This is a genomic window from Mycobacterium sp. (assembly GCF_035274705.1).
GTDB lineage: Bacteria > Actinomycetota > Actinomycetes > Mycobacteriales > Mycobacteriaceae > Mycobacterium.
This window is the reverse complement of record NZ_DATENY010000082.1, coordinates 1-23751: the sequence shown is the minus strand read 5'-3', so window position 1 is coordinate 23751 and position 23751 is coordinate 1. Positions and strand designations below refer to the sequence as shown.

The 23751-nt window shown below is 65.7% G+C and carries 25 protein-coding genes and 1 tRNA gene; 14 read left to right on the top strand and 12 right to left on the bottom strand.

Annotation, left to right across the window (positions count from 1 at the left end; genetic code table 11):
• The 3 genes from VJV41_RS18085 to VJV41_RS18075 all read right to left on the bottom strand — a co-directional run.
• Positions 1-1439 (bottom strand): PP2C family protein-serine/threonine phosphatase (locus tag VJV41_RS18085; protein ID WP_325336125.1); only part of this gene is annotated, 1439 nt, incomplete at its 3' end.
• Positions 1436-1903 (bottom strand): FHA domain-containing protein FhaB/FipA, encoded by a 468-nt coding sequence (locus VJV41_RS18080; RefSeq protein ID WP_325336123.1) that lies wholly within the window; start codon positions 1901-1903, stop codon positions 1436-1438. The genes VJV41_RS18080 and VJV41_RS18085, both read right to left, overlap by 4 nt.
• A gap of 148 nt (positions 1904-2051) precedes the next feature.
• A complete protein-coding gene (locus VJV41_RS18075) occupies positions 2052-3485 on the bottom strand; it encodes an FhaA domain-containing protein (RefSeq protein WP_325336121.1) in 1434 nt (477 codons plus the stop codon).
• A 256-nt stretch (positions 3486-3741) separates the two neighbouring features.
• On the opposite strand from VJV41_RS18075, the gene VJV41_RS18070 reads away from it, so the two are divergent.
• Positions 3742-3824, top strand: a tRNA-Leu gene (locus tag VJV41_RS18070).
• Positions 3825-3920: 96 nt separating this feature from the next.
• Here VJV41_RS18070 and VJV41_RS18065 read toward each other — a convergent pair.
• Complete coding sequence (locus VJV41_RS18065; protein WP_325336119.1) at positions 3921-4136, bottom strand: DUF4389 domain-containing protein; 216 nt, start codon at positions 4134-4136, stop codon at positions 3921-3923.
• Positions 4137-4143: 7 nt separating this feature from the next.
• On the bottom strand, positions 4144-4380 hold the full coding sequence (locus VJV41_RS18060; RefSeq protein ID WP_325336117.1) for a DUF4190 domain-containing protein: 237 nt from the start codon (positions 4378-4380) through the stop codon (positions 4144-4146).
• 315 nt (positions 4381-4695) lie between these two features.
• Between VJV41_RS18060 and VJV41_RS18055 the strand changes: the two genes are divergently transcribed.
• Positions 4696-5769 carry a DUF7373 family lipoprotein gene (locus VJV41_RS18055; protein WP_325336115.1) on the top strand — a complete coding sequence of 358 codons (1074 nt, stop codon included), beginning with the start codon at positions 4696-4698 and terminating at the stop codon, positions 5767-5769.
• On the opposite strand, the gene VJV41_RS18050 is transcribed toward VJV41_RS18055, so the two are convergent.
• Complete coding sequence (locus VJV41_RS18050; RefSeq protein WP_325336113.1) at positions 5750-5875, bottom strand: hypothetical protein; 126 nt, start codon at positions 5873-5875, stop codon at positions 5750-5752. The genes VJV41_RS18055 and VJV41_RS18050 overlap by 20 nt on opposite strands.
• 6 nt (positions 5876-5881) lie before the next feature.
• On the opposite strand from VJV41_RS18050, the gene VJV41_RS18045 reads away from it, so the two are divergent.
• From VJV41_RS18045 to VJV41_RS18035, 3 genes are read left to right on the top strand one after another with little or no spacing between them, the layout of a single operon-like run.
• A complete protein-coding gene (locus VJV41_RS18045; RefSeq protein WP_325336128.1) occupies positions 5882-6049 on the top strand; it encodes a hypothetical protein in 168 nt (55 codons plus the stop codon).
• Positions 6050-6061: 12 nt separating this feature from the next.
• Positions 6062-6559: a PPOX class F420-dependent oxidoreductase gene (locus VJV41_RS18040; protein WP_325336111.1), complete on the top strand. Its 498-nt coding sequence runs from the start codon at positions 6062-6064 to the stop codon at positions 6557-6559.
• A complete protein-coding gene (locus VJV41_RS18035; RefSeq protein WP_414684988.1) occupies positions 6559-7035 on the top strand; it encodes a nitroreductase family deazaflavin-dependent oxidoreductase in 477 nt (158 codons plus the stop codon). The genes VJV41_RS18040 and VJV41_RS18035 overlap by 1 nt, the downstream gene beginning before the upstream one ends.
• Here VJV41_RS18035 and VJV41_RS18030 read toward each other — a convergent pair.
• From VJV41_RS18030 to VJV41_RS18015, 4 genes are read right to left on the bottom strand one after another with little or no spacing between them, the layout of a single operon-like run.
• On the bottom strand, positions 7032-7880 hold the full coding sequence (locus VJV41_RS18030; protein WP_325336109.1) for an acyl-CoA thioesterase domain-containing protein: 849 nt from the start codon (positions 7878-7880) through the stop codon (positions 7032-7034). The genes VJV41_RS18035 and VJV41_RS18030 overlap by 4 nt on opposite strands.
• 28 nt (positions 7881-7908) lie before the next feature.
• A complete protein-coding gene (locus VJV41_RS18025; protein ID WP_325336107.1) occupies positions 7909-8241 on the bottom strand; it encodes a GNAT family N-acetyltransferase in 333 nt (110 codons plus the stop codon).
• 8 nt (positions 8242-8249) lie between these two features.
• Positions 8250-9209, bottom strand: coding sequence for a pirin family protein (locus VJV41_RS18020; protein ID WP_325336105.1), 960 nt, complete (start codon positions 9207-9209; stop codon positions 8250-8252).
• 24 nt (positions 9210-9233) lie between these two features.
• A complete protein-coding gene (locus tag VJV41_RS18015) occupies positions 9234-9647 on the bottom strand; it encodes an EVE domain-containing protein (RefSeq protein ID WP_325336103.1) in 414 nt (137 codons plus the stop codon).
• 92 nt (positions 9648-9739) lie between these two features.
• On the opposite strand from VJV41_RS18015, the gene VJV41_RS18010 reads away from it, so the two are divergent.
• Together VJV41_RS18010 and VJV41_RS18005 are read left to right on the top strand one after the other, a co-directional pair.
• Positions 9740-10009, top strand: a complete 270-nt coding sequence (locus tag VJV41_RS18010) for a DivIVA domain-containing protein (RefSeq protein WP_325336101.1) — start codon at positions 9740-9742, stop codon at positions 10007-10009.
• The gene (locus VJV41_RS18005; protein WP_325336099.1) at positions 10002-11570 is read left to right on the top strand and encodes an acyl-CoA carboxylase subunit beta; all 1569 of its coding nucleotides are present in this window, start codon (positions 10002-10004) and stop codon (positions 11568-11570) included. The genes VJV41_RS18010 and VJV41_RS18005 overlap by 8 nt, the downstream gene beginning before the upstream one ends.
• 208 nt (positions 11571-11778) lie before the next feature.
• Here VJV41_RS18005 and VJV41_RS18000 read toward each other — a convergent pair whose 3' ends face one another.
• Positions 11779-12069, bottom strand: a complete 291-nt coding sequence (locus VJV41_RS18000; RefSeq protein ID WP_325336097.1) for a WhiB family transcriptional regulator — start codon at positions 12067-12069, stop codon at positions 11779-11781.
• Between the two features lie 350 nt (positions 12070-12419).
• Here VJV41_RS18000 and VJV41_RS17995 point away from each other — a divergent pair, with 350 nt between their 5' ends.
• Complete coding sequence (locus VJV41_RS17995; protein ID WP_325336096.1) at positions 12420-13151, top strand: transcriptional regulator; 732 nt, start codon at positions 12420-12422, stop codon at positions 13149-13151.
• A 19-nt stretch (positions 13152-13170) separates the two neighbouring features.
• Here VJV41_RS17995 and VJV41_RS17990 read toward each other — a convergent pair whose 3' ends face one another.
• Positions 13171-14697, bottom strand: coding sequence for a MinD/ParA family protein (locus tag VJV41_RS17990; protein WP_325336094.1), 1527 nt, complete (start codon positions 14695-14697; stop codon positions 13171-13173).
• Positions 14698-15355: 658 nt separating this feature from the next.
• On the opposite strand from VJV41_RS17990, the gene VJV41_RS17985 reads away from it, so the two are divergent.
• The 6 genes from VJV41_RS17985 to eccCb all read left to right on the top strand — a co-directional run.
• Positions 15356-16201, top strand: a complete 846-nt coding sequence (locus VJV41_RS17985) for an ESX secretion-associated protein EspG (RefSeq protein ID WP_325336092.1) — start codon at positions 15356-15358, stop codon at positions 16199-16201.
• A gap of 26 nt (positions 16202-16227) precedes the next feature.
• Entirely contained in the window at positions 16228-16719 is a 492-nt protein-coding gene (locus VJV41_RS17980; protein WP_325336090.1) for a YbaB/EbfC family DNA-binding protein, read from the top strand.
• The gene (eccA, locus tag VJV41_RS17975; protein ID WP_325336088.1) at positions 16712-18433 is read left to right on the top strand and encodes a type VII secretion AAA-ATPase EccA; all 1722 of its coding nucleotides are present in this window, start codon (positions 16712-16714) and stop codon (positions 18431-18433) included. The genes VJV41_RS17980 and eccA overlap by 8 nt, the downstream gene beginning before the upstream one ends.
• A 3-nt stretch (positions 18434-18436) precedes the next feature.
• Positions 18437-19879 carry a type VII secretion protein EccB gene (gene eccB, locus VJV41_RS17970; RefSeq protein ID WP_325336086.1) on the top strand — a complete coding sequence of 481 codons (1443 nt, stop codon included), beginning with the start codon at positions 18437-18439 and terminating at the stop codon, positions 19877-19879.
• The gene (eccCa, locus tag VJV41_RS17965; protein ID WP_325336084.1) at positions 19879-22110 is read left to right on the top strand and encodes a type VII secretion protein EccCa; all 2232 of its coding nucleotides are present in this window, start codon (positions 19879-19881) and stop codon (positions 22108-22110) included. Before eccB ends, eccCa begins: the two co-directional genes overlap by 1 nt.
• A 91-nt stretch (positions 22111-22201) precedes the next feature.
• On the top strand, positions 22202-23751 hold a 1550-nt coding region (eccCb, locus tag VJV41_RS17960), incomplete at its 3' end, for a type VII secretion protein EccCb (protein ID WP_325336082.1).

Sequence of the window (23751 nt, the reverse complement as noted above, 5' to 3'; positions counted from 1 at the left end):
GCTGGCGGCGCCGGCGCTGGGGGTGGCCCGGGCGGTGGGGGTGCGGGCGCAGTCACTGTGGTGGGAGTCTCGGGAGCCGGTGTCTCACTGCCTGGTTCGGGAATGCCGGGATTGGCGGGCGTTTCCGGCAGATGGGAAGTCGTCGTGGTGGTGGGCGTCGGCGTCCGCGGGGCGCACGCCGGCAGGACGGAGCTACGGGCGAGCTCCTCGATCTGGGCGATGGCGTCGTCCAGAGTGCCCGACGGCAGTCCGGCGATGACCTGCGCTCGCTCCGACGGGCGCATGTCGTTGACGCCGAGCAGGTGGCAGTCGAGGTTGTTCTTGGCTTGGCCGGCGCTGATGAGCGACAACTCATTTCGCGCGTTCAGACAACCCAACAGATAAGGCTCCTGAAGCGCTAGGCCTAAAAAAGACCCCTGAACACCCCGCATGATCGACACGGTGCCGTCGTGTTCGCTGACGTAGTAGTTGCTGCGTACGATCTCGCGGCCAATGGCCAGACCTGCTAGTGCCACCAGAACCACCAGCGCCGCGGCAATCAGGATGCGACGGCGTGACCGCGGCCGCCGCGGAAGCTCTTCTTCTGGTTGCGGCACAACACGTTTGGCCGTGTTACGGCGCGGGTTAAACGCTGACGCGCGGCCCGCCGCTGTATTGGGTGGGGCAACCTGGTCGTCGTCGCCGGAAACCGCGCCGGCCAGGATCGGCTGCGTCTGGCCGTAGTCGTAGTCGACGACGTCGGCCACCACCACGGTGACGTTGTCGGGGCCGCCGCCTCGCAGCGCCAATTCGATCAGCCGGTCGGCGCTTTCGGCCACGTCGGGAATTTGCAACGCTTCCAGAATGGTGTCGTGACTCACCGGGTCGGACAACCCGTCGGAGCACAGCAGGTAGCGGTCGCCGGCACGCGCCTCGCGCATGATGAGCGTGGGTTCGACCTCGTGCCCGGTCAGCGCGCGCATGATCAGCGACCGCTGCGGATGGCTGTGCGCCTCCTCGGCGGTGATGCGGCCCTCGTCGACGAGCGTCTGGACGAACGTGTCGTCCTTGGTGATCTGGTTGAGCTCGCCGTCGCGCAGAAGATAGCCACGGGAGTCGCCGATGTGGACCAGCCCAAGCCTGTTGCCTGCGAACAGGATTGCCGTGAGCGTCGTACCCATGCCTTCGAGCTCGGGGTCGGCCTCCACGTGAGCGGCGATGGCCGAGTTGCCTTCGCGCACCGCGGCGTCGAGCTTGGACAGCAGGTCGCCGCCCGGCTCGTCGTCGTCGAGATGGGCGAGCGCGGCGATCACCAACTGGGACGCGACTTCGCCTGCGGCGTGCCCACCCATTCCGTCGGCCAGGGCGAGCAGGCGTGCACCCGCGTAGACGGAGTCCTCATTGTTAGCGCGGACCAAACCACGGTCGCTGCGAGCGGCGTATCGAAGGACAAGTGTCACGGGCGCAGCTCGATTACCGTCTTGCCGATTCGAACCGGCGTGCCCATCGGAACGCGTACCGCCGTCGTCACCTTCGCCCTGTCAAGGTATGTGCCGTTGGTCGATCCTAGGTCCTCCACGTACCATTCCGAACCTCGCGGGGACAGCCTGGCGTGGCGCGTCGAGGCGTAGTCGTCGGTGAGCACCAATGTGGAGTCGTCGGCCCGGCCGATCAGCACCGGCTGGCTACCCAGCGTGATGCGGGTGCCTGCCAACGCGCCCTCGGTCACGATGAGCTGACGCGCGACGTGGCGGCGGCCCCGATTGGGCAGCAAGGATCCACGCAACGCCAGTCCCCGCCGCACCATCACCGCTCCGGTCGGCGCATAGATGTCTGTTCGCAAGATCCGAAGTACCGACCAGATAAACAGCCACAGCAACAACAGGAAACCGACGCGCGTCAGCTGCAGTACTAACCCCTGCATCTGACGTCCTCTCCGTCCCCGTCCCGTTCTCGTCGCGTCGGCACCACAATAAGTTCAGCCACCATCGGCAACGTCACGATACTTGGACGGCGTTCGACGTGAGGGGGAAGCGATCAGCTTCACCCTCCCCTTCGACCGGCAGAAGCCCTCAGTGAACTCGGACGATGATCTCGGAATGGCCCAGCCGGATCACGTCGCCGTCTGCGAGCTGCCACTCCTGCACCGGCGCGTTGTTCACCGTTGTGCCGTTGGTCGAATTGAGGTCGGACAGCAGCGCGACCTGGCCGTCCCAGCGGATCTCCAGGTGACGCCGGGACACACCGGTGTCCGGCAGCCGGAACTGTGCGTCCTGGCCGCGGCCGATCACGTTGGCACCTTCACGCAACTGGTAGGTCCGGCCGCTGCCGTCGTCGAGCTGCAGTGTGACGGCGGTGCCACCGGCCGGGTACTCGCCCTGGCCGTAGCCTCCGGCGTAGCCGCCCTGGCCTGCAGGCGGGCCGTAGTCATATCCGCCGCCTGCAGGTTCGGCATAGCCCGGCTCGCCGTAACCGCCGCCCGCTGTGGGCTCGCCGTAGCGTCCGTAATCCGGCTGGGCGTAGTCCTGCCTGCCGTAGGACTGGCCGCCGTAGCCGCCCTGATCCGGGTAGCCACCCTGATCGGGATAGCCGCCTTGGTCTGGGTAGGCCGGCCGCGGCTCGGCACGGCTGTAGCCATCGTCGGGACGACCCGGGCCGGGAGGGCGGCCGTGGTCGTAATCGCCGCCTGGTGCGCCATAGGCTTGGCCGCCCGGGGGAGGGCCGTAGCCGCCGGGCTGCTGCCGGTAGCCCTGATCGGGATACCCGCCGCCGGCCGGAGGGCCGTACCCCGCGGGCGGGCGCTGCTCGTATGACTGCGGTGGATAGCCCTGGTCGGGATAACCGCCCTGGTCGGGGTAGCCGCCGCCTTGTTCGGGGTAAGACTGGCGTGGCGGATAGCCCGGCTCGCCCTGCGCCGGGTAGCCGCCCTGCTCTGGTGGGGGGTACTGACCGCGCGGTTCCTGGCCCCGCGGATCCTCCTCGTGGCGGCCGTACCGGTCGTCGTAGTACTCGTCGGCGGGCCTGCCCTGTCCCTGGCCGCCGCGGTATGTCGGATTGTCGGTCATCGGTGCTACTCCTGGTTCTGCGGTGAACGCACGATGGGGTTGGTCTGCGGCGGGTTCGCCAGCGGTCGAGTCGGGATTGACCGCACCACGCGCGCGGAATTGTCCGGTGTGCAGGTTCGGTGACTGCTCAAATCTGACGACCACATCACCATACGTTTGCCACCCCTGCTCATGGATGTATCCCTCCAAGTGCTTGGCGAAAGCAGTCGATGTGAGGTCCGGGTCGGCGCTCACCTTCTGATAGTCAGGCACACTGAGGGTAATGACGTAGTCGTTCGGGGCCAAAATATGTCCGCCCAGCACCTCACGTGCGCCGGTGTCGGCTTCGCGGCGAAGCATGGCTTCTACTTCTTGGGGCACAATCGATCCGCCGAAAACCCGGGCGAACGCGTCGCCGACGGTGGACTCGAGTTTGCGCTCGATGCGGTCGGCCAGACCCATATCACCGCCCGCCTCACTCGTAGTTTCCGTCGATCCTGCTCACGCGCCCGCAGCCCAGCGTGTCGCGTGGCCACATCGCGTACTTGCATGGTATCGGCCCAGCGCAGCGCTGAGGGACCAACAGAATTCTGAGAATCGAATCGAGCCAGGTCAGCTGCATGATCTTGATCTACTGACCGGCTGCTGGCAGGGCCCAATAAGCACCGGTACGGTTGGGGAGCCGGGTGCGTCGCGTGATAGGCTCCCCCGGTTGTTGGGGCGAGTGGCGGAATGGCAGACGCGCTGGCTTCAGGTGCCAGTGTCCTTCGGGACGTGGGGGTTCAAGTCCCCCTTCGCCCACACAAAGAGCGGTTCTACCAACTGCAGCTTCAAGGCCACGAATCCAAAAGGCTTCGTGGCCTTGGTGTTTCGTGGGTTTGACGTCTACGGATCTCGTCAGGTACCAAGCGGAAACGGCGGGTACTTGTCCGTCGCCAGCAGAAATGCGTAAGCGATCACTGGGCAATTCCAGCGCAGGACGCCCGCGCTGAAGTTGAACAGAGACCGGGGGTGACGCCCGGTGATCACGACGGCGAACCAAGCCCCGACGACTGCCACCATCGACGCCACGGTGAGTGCACGCACCACGACGTAGTGCGGAATCGCCAGCAACCGTGCCTTACATGCTGTAGGCGATGACCGCGATGGCAGCAATCACTACCGCGATGAGCCCTAGGTAGCCGAGTACAAGACCAGCCAGCGCCAGTCCGTCGCCCCGTTCGCCGGTCCGGAGGATCTGCTCTCGCGCGACGTGCCCGATCGGGATGGCAAACGGGGGGAAAACAATGCCCAGCACTAAAGCGACGACCGCCAGTGGATTCGTTCGCGGGTTCACCTGTTGCACAACGTTGCTCATCGCGCTCCTTCGTGACAGTTGAGGACCACCCGGCTCAGCAGGCGTCCAGGCAACGTATAGACGGTTCACAGGCTCGCTCGGTTCAACGGTTCTGCAGATCTCTACCGACTGAGCGAGTCCGACAACTCGCCTCGGCCTCAATTGGTTTGGACATCGCGCCGGCGGCGCGTGGTATTTGGCTGCGCGCACGGTAGCTTCTTGCGAATGCGGCTCGCGTGTATTGCGCTTGTTTCGGTTGTGACTCTGGTTTCAGCGTGCTCCACGGCGGTGGAAGGCTCCGCGGTAAAGGGGGAGAAAGCTCCGCCAGCGCCATCCGTGGATATAAGCAAGCTTGATGTCGGCCCGTACCCGACAGAACCGAGCGCTCCGCTGGGAGGCGCGGGTAATCCGATGCGGGGCGCGTTGGTCGAGGCGCAGCGGATGGCCAACAACGTCGTCGGCCCGTGGGAGGTCGATCCCACGCTGACGAAGTGGTTCGGGTTGGGCGCGATGGTGTTGAAGAGTCCCGACGCGCTGACCCTGATCGGGCCGGAGCAGTTCGCGCCGGCTGTGGGCCGGCACGACTTCATCAACGGGTTTGCATCGTCGCGCGCCGCCGAGGGGCAGAAGATCCTGCTGAACGCTGTGCTGCGGTTCGGCGACGATGGTTCGGCCGCAGCGGCCGCAACCGATCTCGGCGAGGTCGCGCAACAGACGGGGACTCCGCCAGTACAACGGGCCACGATCCCAGGCCATCCCGACGCGCAGGCGGCGAGTTACTCCGTCACCGAGAACAAGACCGGCAAGAAGTGGGCGGCGGTGCGCGCGTTCACTGCGCACGGCCCGTATGTGTTCATGCAGCTGGCTCAGGTGGCCGACGGTAACGATGTGGCCGTTGGACTCGTGGCGAAAACCCTTGATATGCAAGGACCGTTGATCGACAAATTCCGGGCGACCGATCCTTCGGAGTTCGCCGACATCTCGATCGACCCGACCGGGCTGCTGGCGCGCACGCTGCCGGTGCCGGAGAAAGAGGCCACCGTCGTCCAGAACACGACATACGAACAGCGCGGTGCGCTGCAGTTCCAAAGCGATCCGGCGCGCTCGTCGAAACTGTTCGCGGAGACTGGGACGGATCTGGTGGCGATGGCGAAGACGAATGTCTACCAGACGAAGGACGCTGGGGCAGCGGCCAAGATTGTCGACGGATTCTTCGCAGAGCTGCAACCGACGTCGCAGCCCGCCGACGCCGTGGTGAACCTACCGGGTAGCCGCTGTCTTCAGTTGGAGGACAAGACTTTCTACTGCCTGGGGGCGGCCGACAAGTACGCGATCGAGACGACTTCGAAGAATCTGCTGGATGCACGCCAGCAGATCGCTGCGCAGTACGTCATGCTGACGAAGAGCTGAGCACTCCACGCAGCACCAGCTCGGCCAACTCGTTGGCCGCGGTGTCGACATCTTTGACGCGGCGTACACACACCGCGTGCCAGGCGCCGCCGGCGATGACGTCCATGATCGTGTGGGCACCGATGCCTGGCCGCGCCGTGCCGGCACGCGCATGACGATCGCCAATGGCTGGCCGGGTGTGAACACGAATGTCCTGTCCCCGCCGACGTTCATCGACGAGCCGTCGGGAAACGGGGCGCTGAACGGCATCCCGGTGACGGTCACCGCCGTCGGGGCCTGATAGGCATTAGGCGTGGGCAACAACGAACGCGCGAAGATCGTCATGACCGATGACGAGATCGCGGAATTCATCGAACGCAGCCGGACCGCGACGATGGCCACCGTGCTGCCCGACGGCCGACCGCACTTGGTTGCGATGTGGTACGCGGTCGTCGACGGCGAGATCTGGTTCGAGACCAAGGCGAAATCGCAGAAGGCCGTCAACCTGCGTCGCGACCCGACGATCACGGTGATGATCGATGATGGGCAGAGCTACGACACGCTGCGCGGGGTATCGATCGACGGGCACGCCGAAATCGTTGACGACCCGGAAACCATTCTGCGCGTGGGGATTAGCGTCTGGGAGCGCTACACCGGGCCCTACACCGACGAGATGCGCCCGTTCATCGACCAGATGATGAACAACCGCATTTGCGTGCGGGTGGTGCCGCAGCGGATGCGCAGCTGGGACCACCGCAAGCTCGGTATGCCGGCGATGCCGGTCGGCGGCAGCACAGCGGAATACCTCTGATGCCGCAGGAACGTCCCAAGCAGCTGGACTCGCCGCTGCTGCCGAAGATCTTCAAGTACGCCGGCAAGGCGCACGTGTGGGTGTACCGGCGCTCTGGCGGGAAGATCGGCGGTAAGTGGCGCATCGGCGCAGGTTTTCGCAAGCCGGTGCCGACGCTGCTGCTCGAGCACCGCGGCCGCAAGTCCGGCAAGGTTTTCGTCACGCCATTGCTCTATATGTTCGACGGGCCCAACGTCGTGATTGTCGCATCGCAAGGCGGACGCCCCGAGCACCCGCAGTGGTACCGCAACCTGGTTGCGAACCCGGACACCTATGTCGAGATCGGCGCCGATCGGCGCGCTGTCCACGCCGTGACGGCCGGTCCCGAGGAGCGCGCGCGGCTGTGGCCGAAGCTGGTTGAGCTCTACGCCGACTTCGACAACTACCAAGCCTGGACCGAGCGCGAGATCCCCGTGGTGGTCCTGTCGCCGCGTTAAGGATGCGGCGGGTCGAAGCCGGGGTTCGACAATGCGTTGGCTACCCCGCTGCCGATCGGGCCATGCTGATCGACGATGGTGGCGGTGCCGGTCGCCACCCCGTCGTGGCTGTAGTGGGTCAACGCCGCCAACCCGAGGTATGGCCCGTCCGGCAGACGGCTGAGCGTCAGCGTGTAGTCGGCGTTGATGAACTGCAAACCGTCTGTCCCGTAATGGGTTAACGAACTGACCATGTCGCCGGCCATGGCGGCCCTGGTAAACGGTGTGAGCGGTTCGCCGTCGATCAACGGCCTGATGTCGCGCACCCAGATGTATTTCGGTCCCGCATGCGCCCAGGCTTCGAGTCCGAATCCGGGACCCGGGGTGTGGTCATTCTTGCCATACGTCCACACCAGCATCGCCAAGCCTCTCGGGATCGGATCAGGTGTGGGCGGGACGGGCGGCATGGTGATAGGCGAGGACCAGATTTCGTCGGACGGCTGCTCGCCCCGACGCAGAAACAGTCCGCTCGCGCGGGCGACGACCGTGTCGGATTGCGTCATCACGGCATCGATCAATCTGAGCCGGCGGCCCTGCCGGGTGACCGTGGTGTCGACGCGCACAGGCGCCAGCGCGGCGGGCCGAAACAGGTCGACGGTGAGGCGCGCGGGCTGGAACTCGGGATCGCCGGCGTCACGTTCGAGGACATGGCCGAGGATGCCGCCGACGTAGTTGCCGCTGATCGTCTGCCCCCACGGACCCCGAGCGATGGGCTGCGGTACGAAGGTGTCGCCATCGGCGACGAAGAATGCTGACGGCCCGCCGCCGGCAGCGGGGAATTCGGTCGCGCGATCCTCGGTGGTCATCGCGACCGACGATAGCGGGCTAGCTCACCTAAGAATTCGCCAGCCAGCGTTTGATGTCGCGATCAACCGGGTCGGCGACGTTGGCGAACTCGGCGTGCTTGTCGACGTATGCGGCGACCATCGGGCAGACCGCGACGATGCGCAAGCCTGCATCGCGGGTGGACTGCAGCGCCTCACCGATGAGAATCGTCGCCAGACCGCGGCCCTCGAACTCGTCGCGGACCTCAGTGTGGGGGAAGACCCGCTGGCCGTCGCGATCGGCGTACTCGGTGAAACCGACTTTCCGTCCATCGACGGCGATGCTGAAGCGGTCGGATTCCTGGGTCACGGTCGTCGGTGCGCCCGTCTTGTCGGTCGTCATGACGTCCTCTATACCCCGGGATTCGGTCGCGGACGCAGGGTCGCGTTGGGCAGGGCAGGAGCGGGCAGGCGTGATCCCCGGTAACCCTGCACCGCACCGAAGCGGTCGTCGTGGGCCTCCCATAATCGCCGGTACGCCGCAATGTCGTCGTGGCTGCGACCGACGAAGTTCCACCACATGACCAGCTGTTCGGGAAATGGTGGACCACCGAGGAGCAGTACACGTGCTGGGCCCTCACCCCGGTTCGTCACGGTCAACCGATCACTGCCCACGCCTTGAAACGCAAGGTCGGCCACGCCGAGATCCGTGCCCGCGACCTCGACATTGCCCTGGTCGAGCAGCACGCCGTGCTCGAACGCTGGATCGACGTCCAGCGTCAGCTCGGCGCTCTCGTCGAGGTCGATCTGCGCGCCGAGCAGCGCCGTGAAGGTATGCACGGGGGAGCGGTCGCCGGCGAGCTCACCGAGGAAGACCCGCAACGTGGCACCCGGGACCGTGCGAGGCTGTGGAACGTAATGCGCGAAGTCACGGCCCGTGTCACGGTCGGCGTCGGGGAGTGCCACCCACAGCTGTACCCCGTGCAGGATCGTCGTCGCCGGTGTGGACACCTCCGAATGACAGATGCCCGCGCCGGCTGTCATCAGGTTCAGCTCGCCGGGGCGCACCGTCGCATGTACGCCTGCACTGTCGCGATGCTCCACCTCGCCGCTGAAAAGCCAACTGACGGTTTGCAATCCGGTATGTGGGTGCGGCGGGACGTCCATTCCGGTGCCGCTGCTGACGTCATGGGGGCCGTAGTGGTCGAGGAAACACCATGCGGCGATCAGCGACCGCCCGCGCTGCGGCAGCGTGCGTCGCACCCGGATGGCTCGCGGCCCACCCAGCGGCACCTCGCGGGGATGCAGCACACCGGCGAATGGCGAAGCTGCACAGGCGACTTCGGTGGGCGCGGTGTCGGTGTTGCTCACGGAGTCACCGTAGCCCTTAGGCCGCTATCCCGTCATCGCCGATCGGATCACCTCGAAGTCGCGATCGCTGATCGTGAACACCCCGAAGCGGAACTTGTACCCCCATCGGGACTTGTCCTCGATGAAGTCCAGATCTTCGATCAGCGGCCGGATCGGCGTCTCGGCGCACTCGAGGAAATCGACGTTGCGCCGCCACGGATGAAGATCGGGCGACATCTCGGCTTCATACGGCTCGTCGTCGGCGACTTGTCCGATGGCGGTGAACGCCTGCAGCGGCTCACCGTCGGGATGGACGGTCTTGGGTGAGTAGAAGATGATCCAGTCACCGCGCGCCATCTTGCGCAACATGTTCGGCTTGCCGTGGTTGGCCTGAGTGAAACGGCCGCGAACCCCGCGCTCGACGTGGTCGCGGCTCACAGTATTGATCCAGTTCGTCATGTCCGCACGGTAAGCACTACGGCCGACAGAATCGCGGCGTCCGCCGGCAACCTGTGGATAACTTCTCCGCGTGGTGTCTAGCATCGGACGCCATGGGCGACGGCGGCTTGACGGCAGAAGATCTTCGGGGCGCGACGTTCGAGAAGCCGCCGTGGAACAAGCGGGGTTACGACCCCAAGTCGGTGAACGACTTCCTGGCTCTCGTCGCCCGCCGGCTCGACGGACGCGGCCACTTGTCTGCAGACGACGTGCGTGGCGTGCGGTTCGGAAAGCCGCCGATCGGCAAGCGTGGCTACAACGAGGACCAGGTCGACGTGATGCTCGACCAGATCGCCGCGGCGATCGCAGACCTCGATGCCTGACGAGCCGCTTCGCGACGATCACGCCGAGCTGCTGCGCAGGCGAGCGCTGACCGAGGACTCGACGCGACCCGACGCTGTCCAACGCCGGCACGCCGCGAACGGACGCACCGCGCGCGAGAACATCGCCGATCTCGTCGATGCCGGCTCGTTCGTCGAGTACGGGCGCTTCGCCATCGCGGCGCAGCGTTTTCGCCGTGACCTCACCGACCTGATCGAGCGCACGCCCGCCGACGGGCTCGTCGCTGGTACCGCCCGCATCAACGGCGACCTCTTCGGCGCCGAACGCAGCGCCTGCGCCGTGCTGTCGTACGACTACACCGTGCTGGCCGGCACGCAAGGCGCACTCGGTCACCGCAAGAAGGACCGGTTGTTCGAGCTGATCGAGCGGATGCGGCTACCGACCGTGTTCTTCGCCGAAGGCGGCGGGGGACGACCAGGCGACACCGATTACCCCGTTGTCTCGGCGCTGGACGTCCGCGCGTTCAAGCTATGGGCCGCGTTGTCCGGGGTCGTTCCGCGCATCGCGATCGTCAAGGGCCGATGCTTTGCGGGCAACGCAGTGATTGCAGGCTGCTCCGATTTGATCGTCGCCACGCAGGACACGTCGATCGGCATGGGTGGGCCCGCGATGATCGCCGGCGGTGGGCTCGGTGACGTGCACCCCGACGACGTCGGACCGATTTCCATGCAGGAGCCCAACGGCGTGGTCGACGTCGTCGTTAACGACGAGGCCGAAGCCGTCGCTGTCACCAAAAGGCTGCTCGGATATTTTCAGGGTTCAACGCCGCCGGGTCACGTCCCCGACCAAACATGCTTGCGCACAATCGTTCCCGAACGCGCCCGCCGTGCCTACCCCGTCGCGCCCATCATCGAGACGCTGGCTGACGACGGATCCGTGACATTCCTAAGACCACGCTTCGCGCCGGAAATGGTGACGGCACTGGCTCGGATCGAAGGTCGCGCGGTAGGTGTCATCGCCAACAACACGATGGTGACGGCGGGCGCGATCACCGCGGCAGCGTCCGACAAGGCGGCGCGTTTTCTGCAGCTGTGCGACGCGTTCGGTCTTCCTGTTGTCTCGCTCGTGGACTGTCCGGGATACATGGTCGGGCCCGCAGCCGAAGCGGAGGCGCTAGTCCGCCGCGGGTCGCGGATGCTTGTCGCCGGCGCCGCTATGCGGGTGCCGCTGGTCGCGGTCGTACTGCGCCGCGGATACGGCCTTGGCGCGCAGGCGATGACGGGTGGCAGCCTGCACGAGCCGCTGCTCACGGTCGCCTGGCCGGGCGCACACCTCGGACCGATGGGTCTGGAGGGCGCCATCCGGTTGGGCCTTCGCAAAGAGCTCGAGGCGATCCCCGATGACGACGAACGTGAAGAACGCGTACGTCAGGCAACCGCCGCGGCGCAGGAGAATGCCAAGGCGCTCAACGCCGCTCAGATCTTCGAGATCGACGACGTCATCGATCCCGCGGATACCCGCGGGCTGATCGCTGCGACGCTGGCAGCCGCCACCGCCGGGGATCATCGACGCGCGCGACGGCGATTCGTCGATACCTGGTAGGTGGAAGGAAGACGGGACGGTGCCGCCATGGCGCCTCTCGGCAAGTGGTCGCTCGAAGCGACGATTTTGGTTGGGCCCGGGGCATGCCCGACACCGTCGGATCGGTCAACGGCACTGGGTGCTGGGATATTCCGGCGGTCGTAGGACCGGATTCGACGCCGCCCGTTCGCCGCCGACCCCCCGAAACCGGCGGCGAACGAGCAGCGGGTCAGGCGGATTCGGCGATCAGGCGGCGGTCTCGTATCGGATAGCCGTTGCGCTCGGCGAGATTGCGCAGCTGCCGCAGAGCAAACGTGCGGCCACGGCCGGCTTCCGGGATCTCGATCCCGGCCCACAGGCCCTCCGCACGTGGTAGCTCGCACGCATCGCGCGCACACAGCCATCGACGAGGGCACGCCCGGCAGATGGCCTTGGCTTCTTCGTCAGCCCGCGTCGTCCACCGTTCGGGATCTCGAGTGCACGCGCCGATCGGCGTCTCGTCCCACTCTGCTTCGGTCATGGTGTTGCTCCTCTGCACGCTCTGCGGCGTCACCGCCGCGATGGAGCTAACCGTAGCGCACAAACCGTAGCGATGCAATGGTTGCTGCATACCTGTGGTCGCCCGCGCTTACGACATCGGTGTAACTCATAAGGAAAGTACAGCGGCGAATAGCGCGCCTTTCCTGCGAGAACTGGGCCGCGAACCAGCGAGATTCAATCCGTAGCATCGACACGGTTAAGCGTTCGAAAGGTGTAGCTTCGGCACATATCAATACGGCAAAACATGAGCCCCAAGGCGTAGCAGTACAGGCGGTGATGGTTACTATTGCGAAACTTCTGACGCCACCATTCAACGAGGAATCGCCGCACATGACAGACGCGGAGCCGACGGCTGAGCCGTCCGATGTCCTGGACGAAAGAGTGGCTCGCGCAGGGGCCGCCGCAGCGGCACGTCGACGCGAACTCGACATCAGCCAGAGGAGCCTGGCCGCGGACGGGATCATCAACGCCGGCGCGCTGATCGCCTTCGAGAAAGGCCGCAGCTGGCCCCGCGAACGGACCCGAGCAAAGCTCGAGGAGGTCCTGCAGTGGCCGCCCGGGACGATCGAGAGGCTGCGTCAAGGTGTTCCAGTCGCTCGCAAGAGCGATAGCGAAGTCCCGTCAGGCGCAGACGAAGGTCAGTTGATTGCGCAGGCCGTCATCACCGCGGTCCATACTCTGGACGCGGCGGTCGAGGCGCTGCCTGCGGTCGACGACTCCAACTTCACGCCACGTGTGACGGCTATCCTGGCCGACTTGCGCAAACTCGAGGCGGTGGCCGCCCGCGCCACCCGCATCAGCAGGGTCACGCCTGCGCTCATCAAAGCGCTGGGTACGGTGCGACGGCAGATCGACGACCTGACCATGCGTGCTGCGAGCGCGCCGCGTGCCACACTGGGTCAGCGGATATACGCCATCAGGCGCCGCGCGAATCTCACCATCGCCGAAACAGCGCAAGCCGCAGGCGTTTCCGAGGAGGATCTGCTCAAAGCCGAAGCAGAAGAACCCGTTTCGACCGCAGCGATCGACGCGATCGAATCACTCCTCAAGCAGATCGATTAGCACCCCACACGGGCGGAGGTCAGTAGCGCTCGCGGCTCCGGTCATCCTGCGACGGGAAATGCTCGGCCAGCGCGGCGGCGATCTCCAGGAAGCGGCGTCTCGCCGCCGGAGACATCTCGCTGGTTCGGTCAATGACACCGCCAGGCCGCAGGTGCCCGTCGAACGGGACCTCGATGACTTTCTGACCCTGGGATGCAAACTGCTGCGCCAGGATCGACCTTGTCCGTTTGTCGGCATGCCCGTCGGAATCGTTCAGCACGATCACCGTCCGTTGCAGCAGGCCGGTCAGACCGCGGGCGGCCAGCCAGTCCAACGTCTGACCCGCCGCCGCGGCGCCGTCCACCCACGGCGACGAAACCACAATCAGCGCGTCGAGGTCCCTCAACACCTCCTGGGTCACGGGGGTGTCCATCGTGGAACTGCAATCGATGATGGAGATCGTGAAGTACCGGTCCAGCCTCGTCGTCGCCTCGCGATAGATCGCAGGGTCGAGCACACGGCGCCGCGCGGGGGTCCCCTCTCCCGCCAAGACGAACAGCCCGGCCGCGTTGTTGCCCACCCGACTACGAACGTCGGCGAAGGTCTCCAGATGCTGGTCGGATGCCAGCTCCCAGTACGAGCCCTGGGCCTTTGGGTCCACGCGGCTGCCGAGCTTGCCGAACGCGGTGTCGGCGTCGATCGCGACCACGCGGTCGTCCTGCCGCAGCTCGGCGAATACGGAACCGACGCTTGCCGACACGGTCGTCTTCCCGACACCGCCCTTGCCCATTACGCCGACCTTGTAGTGACCGCGCAGGACCGACTTGATCTTTGCCACCAACTCGGCCCGCTGAATCTCGTCGGGCGATTGTCCCAAGTTGACCAGTCCGAACGTGGCCTTGTAGAGCGCGAGGCGCCAGCCTCGAGCCGGCGGGGTGCGCCGCAGCGGCACCAAGTCGTCTGCCCGGATCCGATCGGCGTAGGAGCCGGTGGGTGCAGGCCGCGGCGCACCGCCGTCCTGCCCGTACCCGTGAGCCGGCCACGGCCGGCCTGGCCGTCCACTCGCCGGCTGCTGGCTGTGCGGCGGTTGTTGTGCGAGAGGGCGCGGCGGGCGCGGGGCTTGCCAACCGGGTGGCGGTCCCCACTGCCCGCTGTCCGGGCGCCCGGCATGGGGTGAGGACTGCCGACTGTCACGGGCCGGTGGCGGGGGCGGAGCCAGATGCGGCGGCTCGCGGAAGCTGCCGCGTGGAGGTTCCGGATCGTGAAACGGCGGTGGCGGGGGTCCTTCGCCAGTTCCGCGAGGACTTTCCTGGTGTGCTCCAGTCACGGGCGGTTCAGGCGGCAATCTGTTCGCGCCGGTGGAAAGTGGCTCGGCCGCATCCGCGGGTGCAGGCTTGTCAACGGTTTCGGGTGGCCTGGAGGGAACGAAGTCGACCGGAGGCCTGCGCGGCACCGGCGCAGCGGCGGGGGGTGGCGGTTCGGCCGGCCCTGTGTCCGGCTCGAAGTCCGACTCTTCTGGACCGGTCCACCCAAGCTCTCGGCGCAGCGCGTCGTCGCGGTCGGTCACTGCAGTTCTCTCCTCCGGATGTCAGACGACGCGAATGTCGGCCACTCTCAAGTATCAACTACGTAGCGTCGAGTAGCCCGAAGCACGCCGTCCAGGTGCGCCATGGCCAGCCAGCAAATAGACGCCAACGATGATCAACGATCGCGACGTGGCAATGTCAAGCGGTGACGAGCACGCAATCCGCAGCAGGCAACGGGCGGCTCCAGTCCTGGCAAGCGGCCCGCAGGGGCGCCCGGTTCAAGTGCAGCTCACGCCGCTGAGTAGATTCGCTATCCGAGCCGAGTAGTTAGCTAACCATGAATAGAACAAACTCCAGAGTTTGCTGACAGTTACGCCGGAGCAGCGGATTGGCGTCGTCGTGGACCGCCAAATTGCTGTACGGAACAGCCACAATGCGCTGGTACGCTGTGTTCCGGCGAAGGGGTTTGCGTGTATAGATCAGTCGTGTTATCCCACGTGCCGTGGCAAAGTGCCACGCGCCGCGGTGATAAGGCTCGTGGGCTCTCGACCGGCCGGATGCTCCAGCCACAGTTAGGTTTGACTCACACAATCCACTTGGGGCCGACGACCGGGTCGTCGCAGCGGGGTCGTGGCGTAGAGGAAGGGGATTGATGTCTGACGACAGCGCCCTGCAGAGTCGGATGCGGACGGGATAGTCATGAGCAGCCCGCACTCCCCGCACCGCGGCGCCACACACATCGACGACGTCGTCGGCGTCGAGGTAACGATCGACGGCATGTTGGTGATCGCCGACCGCCTCAATCTGATGGATTTCCCCGTCGCATTGGGCATCCGGCTCAACATTCCGCAAGTCGACCTGCGCAACATCGTCTGGGAACAGGTCGCGCGTGATCTCACCGCGCAAGGCGTACTGGATCTGTTCGGCGAACCCCACCCGGAGGTCGCCGCAATGGTCGACACCCTGAGCCGGGCCGACCGGACGTTGGAAGGCCGCTGGTGGCGGCGTGACGTCGGTGGCAAGATGGTGCGCTTCGTGGTGTGCCGTAAGGGAGATCGCCATGTCGTTGCCGCGCGCGACGGTGACATGCTCGTGCTGCAGCGCGTCGCGCCTCGAGTCGGGCTGGCGGGCATGGTGACGACGGTGCTCGGGCCGGCGACAGCGGCCGACGTGGAACCGCTGACCGGCGTTGCGAGCAAATTGGCGGAATGCAGAACCGCAAATCAGCTCTCGCAGTACGGCGTCGCCCCGGCATCGGCGCGCACCTATGCGGACGCCATCTCCGAACCCACCAGCTGGGTGGAAATCACCGCGAACGAACGCCATCCCGGCGGCACTTACACCCACCCGGAAGTCGCGGCCGGCGTCCTGGACTCGCGGCACGGGCGCATCGTGTCGATTCCGCGCCGAGTCAATGGCGAGCTGTTCGGAAGTTTTCTGCCCGGTACACAAGAGAACCTGCAGCGCGCCCTGGACGGGTTGATCGGATTCCTGCCCTCGGGCGCGTGGTTCGAGAAAAGCGAAGCGGACCACTACGCGGACTGAGGTGCGATTGAGAAAGGCATGCGACGGTGGCTGACACTGGGCCACACAACCCCGATGACGAGCGCGACGATCTGGCCGCGCTCGATTTTTCCGTCCCAGAAGCAGAGCCGGACGAACCGGGTCTTGATGCGCTGAACGAGTTCGTCGTCGACCAAACAACCGACGCGGAGGATGACGGCGTTGGCGTACCGGGGTTCGCGGTGACGAATCCCCCGGGCACCGTAACGGTGACGACCTTTATGGACGGCCGTGTCAAGCAGATCGAATTATCGCCGAAGGTAACCGACATGACGGAAGCAGATCTCGCTGAAGAGATCGTCGTGATCGCGGGTCTGGCCACCCATGATGCCCAGTCCGCTCAGTACGCATACGTGCTCGAAGGCATGCGTCAACACGGCCACGACGACGTGGCAACGCGTGACTTTCTGACCCGTGACCTGGATCTGCCGACCCCCGAGGATGCGAAAGCCGCTCGGGCGCGGGTCTTCTCGACGCGATATGCAGGTAGCCATGACTGAGCACCTTGCCAGCATGTTCGGTAGTGCCGTCGGCATGCTGCCCAGCGCCCAGGCGCGTTCGTTCGAGATCTTCACCGAGATCACGACCATCGATGAAACCGCCTGCGACGCATGGGTGGGCCGCATCCGCTGCGGCGACACCGATCGGGTGACGTTGTTCCGCGCCTGGTACTCCCGGTCCAACTTCGGCAAGCTCGCGGGCGCAGCCGAAATCTCGATGAACAGTCTCAACGCGCGAATCCCGATCGGTGGGCAGTTCGGCGACATCACCTATCCGATCAACTCGCCGCTCGCGATCACGATGGGCTTCGCCGCCAACGAAGCGTCCGTGGGCAATTACGCAGACGCGATGGAGGCGTTGGAGGACGTCTCGTCCAGCGGCGCTGAGCATTTGGTGTCTTGGGTCAAGGCCGTGATCTACGGCGCGGCCGAGCGCTGGACCGACGTGATCGATGAAGTCAGGGGAGCCAGTGGTTGGCCGGACAAGTTCCTAGCGGCCGCTGCGGGCGTCGCGCACGGAGTGGCGGCGGCCAACCTCGGACTGTTCACCGAGGCGGAACGTCGGCTGACCGAATCGAATTCGTCACCGGCGGGCGAGGCCTGCGCACCGGCGATTGCTTGGTTCCTGGCGATGACCCGCCGCAGCCAGGGCAACGAAGAGGCCGCGTTGGCGCTGCTGGAATGGCTTCAAGCGACCCATCCGGAGCCCAAAGTCGCTGCGGCGCTCAAAGATCCGACCTACCGCATGGTGACGACGACACCGGAGAAGATCGCCTCTCGGCGCGACCCGTGGGATCCGACCAGCATGGTGGCCGACACGTCGGGACGGGAGAAGCTGCTCGCCGACGCACAGGCCGAGCTGGACCGCCAGATCGGACTGAGCAGGGTCAAGGAGCAGATCGAGGCCTACCGTGCCGCGACCCAGATGGCCAGGATCCGCGCCGCACGGGGAATGAAGGTCGCGCAGGCGTCCAAGCACATGATCTTCGCCGGCCCGCCAGGAACCGGCAAGACGACGATCGCCCGAGTGGTGGCCAACATCTTGGCCGGACTCGGCGTGATTTCGGAACCCAAGCTCGTCGAGTCCTCCCGCAAGGATTTCGTCGCCGAGTACGAAGGCCAATCGGCCGTCAAGACCAGCCGTACCATCGACCGCGCAGTCGGTGGTGTGTTGTTCATCGACGAGGCCTACACGCTGGTGCAGGAGCGCGACGGCCGCGCCGACCCGTTCGGTACCGAGGCGCTCGACACGTTGCTCGCACGGATGGAAAACGACCGCGACCGCCTTGTGGTGATCATCGCGGGGTACAGCGCCGACATCGACCGCTTGCTCGAATCCAACGACGGGCTGCGGTCCCGGTTCGCGACCCGCATCGAATTCGACTCGTACACCCCGGACGAGATCGTCGATATCGCGAAAGTCATTGCCGCCGCTAATGATTCGGCACTTGACGAAGAGGCTTCCAAGAGGGTGCTGGAGGCGGCCATGTTGTTGAGTCAGCGAGCACTCAACGGCAAGCCGGCTCTCGACATCGCCGGCAACGGTCGCTACGCCCGGCAATTGGTTGAGGCCGGTGAGCAGAGCCGGGATATGCGGCTGGCTCGGTCGGTGGACTTCGACAGCCTGGGCGTAGAGCAGCTCAGCGAGATCAACGGTGAGGACATGGCCGCTGCGATATCAGCGATCCACGCCCGCCTGAACATCGGCGAGTGAGGTATGGCGAGTTTCCGGCTTACCACCAAGGTTCAGGTCAGCGGTTGGCGATTCCTGCTGCGCCGCGTCGAGCACGCGATCGTGCGGCGGGACACCCGGATGTTCGACGATCCGCTGCAGTTCTACAGCCGTGCGGTGTCGGCAGGGATCGTCATCGCGGTTCTGATCTGCCTGGGCGCCGCGCTACTCGCCTACTTCAAGCCGCTCGGAAAGCGTGGCGGTGACACCCTTCTCGTCGACCGCAGCACTAACCAGCTGTACGTGGTGATGCCGGGGACGTCCCAGCTGCGCCCTGTGTACAACCTGACATCGGCGCGCCTGGTACTCGGTAACGCGGGCAGTCCCGTCGCGGTGAAGTCCGACGAGCTGAACTCGATGTCCAAGGGCCAGCCCATCGGCATTCCCGGCGCCCCGTATGCCACCCCGGTTTCGGGTGTCGCACAGTCGATGTGGACGCTGTGCGACACCGTCGCCAAGCCCGAGAGCGTCGCCCCCACCGTGGAGACGTCGGTGATCGTGCGTCCGTTACTGGTCGACGGCTCGGTCGGGCCCATGCGCCCAGACCAAGGTCTACTGGTGTCATTCAAGGGCGCCGACTGGCTGGTGACTGACAACGGCCGCCACGCCATCGATCTGGCGGACCGCGCCGTCACGTCGGCGGTGGGTATTCCGGTTACCGCCAAGGCGACTCCGATTTCGGACGGGTTGTTCAACGCGCTGACCAACGCCGGGCCTTGGCAACTGCCGGGATTTCCGTCGGCCGGTGTACCGAATACCGTTGGGCTGCCGCCCAATCTGGTGATCGGATCAGTGTTCCAGGCGCTGACGGAATCCGGTCCCCAGCACTACGTGGTGCTTCCCGACGGTGTGGCGAAGGTCAACGACACCACCGCGGCGGCATTGCGAGCCACCAATTCGTGGGGCTTGATCTCACCGCCGTCGGTGGAGGCCAGTGTGGTGGCGAAGATTCCCGAGCAGGTGTACGCCTCGCCGCTGCCGGACAAGCCGTTAGATGTCTTGCTTCGCGAAGACGCGCCGACGCTGTGCTGGGCGTGGCAACGCGAGCCGGGCGATCAGGCGCCGAAAGTCACCGTGATCAGCGGCCGCCACCTGCCGATCGTGTCCTCAGCGCTGACCACCGGCATCAAGCAGATCGGTGGTGAGTCAACCGTTTACATCGACGGCGGCCAGTTCGTGCGCCTGCAGTCACCGGATCCCCGCTACGGCGAGAGCCTGTACTACATCGACCCCCAGGGCGTGCGGTATGGGCTGCCCGACGAGGAGACCGCCAAGTCGATCGGGCTGACCGGACCGAAAACCGCGCCGTGGCAGGTGATCAGCCTTCTTGTGGACGGACCCGTGCTCTCAAAGCAGGCCGCACTACTTGAACACGACACCTTGCCCGCTGACCCCAATCCCCGCAAAGTCGAAGCCGGAGGCGGCTGATGACCACTAAGAAGTTCACCCCGATCATCAAACGTGGCCCGCGTTTGACGCCAGGCGAAATCAATGTGACACCGCCGGACGATCTTGGCATCGAGATTCCGCCGTCGGGCATCCAGAAGGCTCTGCCGTGGGTGATGGGCGGCGGCATGCTCGGGATGATCGCGATCATGATCTTCACGGGCGTGCGGCAGCTCTCGCCGTACATGCTGATGATGCCGCTGATGATGATCATGGCAACAGTCGGCTTCATGGCCGGCGGCGGTCCCGGCGGAAAGCGCGTGCCCGAGATCAACGCCGACCGCAAGGAGTATCTGCGATATCTCGCCGGCTTGCGGACACGCGTGACGTCATCTGCTGCAGCGCAGGTGACCTTTTTCAATTATCACGCCCCGCATCCCGATGATCTGCTGTCGATCATCGGCACCAACCGCCAGTGGTCGCGGCAAGTGAACGCCGACTTCTACGCCGCCACCCGGATCGGCATCGGCACCGAGCCTGCGGTCGACCGGTTGCTGAAGCCCGCCGTCGGGGGAGAGCTGGCCGGACCGCAAGGCGCGCCGCAGCCTCATCTCGAACCGGTGAGCCACATGTGGGTGACCAAGTTCCTGCGCACACACGGGTTGATCCACGATTGCCCGAAGCTGGTGCAGTTACGGACATTTCCGACGATCGCCGTCGGCGGTGACCCGGCGGGCGCGGCAGGGCTGCTGACCGCGATGATCTGCCACCTGGCGGTCTTCCATCCGCCGGACTTGCTGCAGATCCGAGTGCTCACGGACAACCCCGAAGATCCAAATTGGTCCTGGCTCAAGTGGTTACCGCATGTCCAGCACCAGAGCGACACCGATGCCGCGGGCGCCACGCGGATGGTGTTCACTCGTCCAGACGGTTTGAGCGACCTGACCGCGCGCGGCCCTCACACCGCCGACTCCACCCCGAGCGGGCCCTACGTCGTCGTCGTCGACCTCTCCGGCGGCAAAGCGGGTTTCCCTGTTGACGGCCGGGCCGGCGTCACGGTCATCACGCTGGGTAACCATCGCGGGTCGCTGTACCGCATCCGCGTCGACGCCGACGGGACCGCCGACGACAAGCTGCCCAACCAGTCGTTCCGCCTTGTCACGTCGGTGGTCGACCGGATGACACCGGAACAGGCCACACGCGTCGCACGCAAGCTGGCCGGCTGGTCGATCACGGGCACGATCATCGACAAGAGCGTGCGGGTCCATAAGAAGGTCGCCACCGAGTGGCATCAGCTGGTCGGCGCGCAAACCATCGAGGAAGTGACGCCGGCACGGTGGCGGATGTTCACCGACACCGACCGCGACCGCCTTCGGATCCCGTTCGGCCACGAACTCAAGACCGGCGACATCATGTATCTCGACATCAAGGAGGGTGCGGAGTTCGGCGGTGGCCCGCACGGGATGCTCATCGGCACAACGGGTTCGGGCAAGTCGGAGTTCCTACGCACCTTGATCCTGTCGCTCGCCGCGACTCATCACCCGGATCAGGTCAACCTGCTACTCACCGACTTCAAGGGCGGCTCGACATTCTTGGGCATGGAGAAGCTGCCGCACACGGCGGCCGTCGTGACCAACATGGAAGAGGAAGCCGAGCTCGTCAGCCGCATGGGCGAGGTGCTGACCGGTGAGCTGGACCGACGACAGTCCATCCTGCGTCAGGCCGGTATGCAGGTCGGCGCGGCGGGCGCGCTCTCGGGTGTGGCCGAATACGAGAAGCACCGTGAACGCGGCGCCGACTTACCGCCCCTGCCAACCCTTTTCGTCGTCGTCGACGAGTTCGCCGAACTGCTGCAGAACCACCCCGACTTCATCGGCCTGTTCGACCGGATCTGCCGCGTCGGCCGGTCGTTGCGGGTGCACCTGCTGCTCGCAACGCAGTCGCTGAACACCGGCGGCGTGCGGATCGACAAGCTGGAGCCCAACTTGACGTATCGCATCGCGTTGCGTACCACCAGCTCGGCGGAGTCCAAAGCGGTCATCGGAACACCTGAGGCGCAATACATTACGAACAAGGAAAGCGGCGTCGGGTTCCTGCGAGTGGGCATGGAAGACCCGGTCAAGTTCCACAGCGTCTACACCGGGGTGCCCTATGTGCCCACAGCGCCGGTGCAGGAGAACGGCGAGGTCAAGCCCCGCACCCACAGCCAAAGCGAGATGCGGATCCATAAATTCACCGCAGCCCCCATCCTCGACACGGCGGTGACATCGTGACGACCCGAAGGCGACCGCGAGTGAGGATCGCAGCGAAGCGAGGACCGGTGGGCCCACGCCCGGAGGGCAGGGGACGAGTGGGAGCCGAGGCATGACGATCGAATCCGAACAGCGCGTGCTGCGCGAGGTTGCGCTTGACCAGCTGACCACGGGCGAGATTCGCGCATACCGAATGTGGTTGCCGCCGTTGGCCGATCCGACACCGGTCAACGAACTCGTCGAGCGCGACCACCAGCGGCGCCCGCTGCGGTTCGGCCTTGGGATCATGGACGAGCCTCGCCGGCATCGCCAGGAGGTGTGGGGTATCGACGTGTCGGCGGCCGCCGGGAACATTGCCGTCGGTGGCGCCCCGCAGACCGGCAAGTCCACGTTCCTGCAGACACTGATGCTGTCCGCAGCGGCCACTCACACCCCGACGCAGGTCCAGTTCTACTGCGTCGACCTCGGCGGCGGCGGTCTGATGTATCTCGAAGATCTGCCCCACGTCGGCGGTGTCGCAACCCGGTCGGAACCCGACCGGGTGAATCGCGTGGTCGCCGAAATGAAAGCCGTTCTGCGTCAACGCGAAAGCATGTTCAAGCAGTACCGCGTCGGATCGATGGCGGCGTACCGCCAGATGCGCGAGGATCCGACTCACCCCGCGGCGGCCGATCCGTTCGGCGATGTGTTCCTGGTGATCGACGGCTGGCCGGCGTTCGTGGCCGAGTTCCCCGACCTCGAGCCGGTCGTGCAGGATCTGGCCGGCCAGGGCCTCGCGTTCGGTGTGCACACGGTGATTTCGACGCCGCGCTGGACGGAGCTGAAATCACGTGTCCGCGACTACCTGGGCACGAAGATCGAGTTCCGGCTCGGCGACGTGAATGAAACCCAGATCGACCGGATCACCCGCGAGATTCCGGCCAACCGTCCGGGCCGTGCCATCTCGCTGGAAAAGCATCACCTGATGATGGGAGTGCCCCGGCTAGACGGTGTGCACAGCGCCGACAATCTGGTGCCGGCGATATCGGAGGCCGTGCAGATCGTCGCGGCAAGGAACACGGAGCAGGCGCCGCTCGTGCGGGTGCTGCCCGAGCGCATCTACCTACACGAGCTGGATCCGAATCCGCCCGGCCCAGACGCCGACTACCGCACGCGGTGGACCGTGCCGCTCGGTATCCGCGAGTCGGACTTGACCGTGGCCTACAACCACATGCACATGACGCCGCACTTGTTGGTCTTTGGGGCCCCGAAGTCCGGCAAGACTCGGATCGCCCACGCGGTGGCGCAAGCAATCTGCTCCCGCAACAGCCCGGCGCAGGTGCGGTTCATGCTGGCCGACTATCGCTCGGGCCTGCTGGACGCCGTGCCGGAGAGCCACCTTCTCGACGCGGGAGCGGTCAACCGCAACAACGCGACGCTGGAGGCAGCGATCAAGGCGCTCGCCGTCAATCTGCAGAAGCGGTTGCCGCCGCCGGATCTGACCACGGCCCAGCTGCGGGCACGCTCATGGTGGACCGGTCCTGACGTCGTGCTGCTGGTCGACGACTGGCACATGATCGTCGCGGCGAGCGGTGTGGTGCCCCCGATGGCGCCGCTGTTCCCGTTGCTGCCGGCGGCGGCGGACATCGGTTTGCACATCATCGTGACGTGCCAGATGAGCCA

What these genes read in the sequence shown, in the direction of transcription:
- VJV41_RS18080 (WP_325336123.1), bottom strand. Translation starts at nt 1,903, where the DNA reads ATGCAGGGGTTAGTACTGCAGCTGACGCGCGTCGGTTTCCTGTTGTTG.
- VJV41_RS18075 (WP_325336121.1), bottom strand. Translation starts at nt 3,485, where the DNA reads ATGGGTCTGGCCGACCGCATCGAGCGCAAACTCGAGTCCACCGTCGGC.
- VJV41_RS18060 (WP_325336117.1), bottom strand. Translation starts at nt 4,380, where the DNA reads ATGAGCAACGTTGTGCAACAGGTGAACCCGCGAACGAATCCACTGGCG.
- VJV41_RS18050 (WP_325336113.1), bottom strand. Translation starts at nt 5,875, where the DNA reads ATGGACGTCATCGCCGGCGGCGCCTGGCACGCGGTGTGTGTACGCCGC.
- VJV41_RS18035 (WP_414684988.1), top strand. Translation starts at nt 6,559, where the DNA reads ATGCCGCAGGAACGTCCCAAGCAGCTGGACTCGCCGCTGCTGCCGAAG.
- VJV41_RS18030 (WP_325336109.1), bottom strand. Translation starts at nt 7,880, where the DNA reads ATGACCACCGAGGATCGCGCGACCGAATTCCCCGCTGCCGGCGGCGGG.
- VJV41_RS18025 (WP_325336107.1), bottom strand. Translation starts at nt 8,241, where the DNA reads ATGACGACCGACAAGACGGGCGCACCGACGACCGTGACCCAGGAATCC.
- VJV41_RS18015 (WP_325336103.1), bottom strand. Translation starts at nt 9,647, where the DNA reads ATGACGAACTGGATCAATACTGTGAGCCGCGACCACGTCGAGCGCGGG.
- VJV41_RS18010 (WP_325336101.1), top strand. Translation starts at nt 9,740, where the DNA reads ATGGGCGACGGCGGCTTGACGGCAGAAGATCTTCGGGGCGCGACGTTC.
- VJV41_RS18005 (WP_325336099.1), top strand. Translation starts at nt 10,002, where the DNA reads ATGCCTGACGAGCCGCTTCGCGACGATCACGCCGAGCTGCTGCGCAGG.
- VJV41_RS18000 (WP_325336097.1), bottom strand. Translation starts at nt 12,069, where the DNA reads ATGACCGAAGCAGAGTGGGACGAGACGCCGATCGGCGCGTGCACTCGA.
- VJV41_RS17995 (WP_325336096.1), top strand. Translation starts at nt 12,420, where the DNA reads ATGACAGACGCGGAGCCGACGGCTGAGCCGTCCGATGTCCTGGACGAA.
- VJV41_RS17985 (WP_325336092.1), top strand. Translation starts at nt 15,356, where the DNA reads ATGAGCAGCCCGCACTCCCCGCACCGCGGCGCCACACACATCGACGAC.
- eccA (WP_325336088.1), top strand. Translation starts at nt 16,712, where the DNA reads ATGACTGAGCACCTTGCCAGCATGTTCGGTAGTGCCGTCGGCATGCTG.
- eccB (WP_325336086.1), top strand. Translation starts at nt 18,437, where the DNA reads ATGGCGAGTTTCCGGCTTACCACCAAGGTTCAGGTCAGCGGTTGGCGA.
- eccCa (WP_325336084.1), top strand. Translation starts at nt 19,879, where the DNA reads ATGACCACTAAGAAGTTCACCCCGATCATCAAACGTGGCCCGCGTTTG.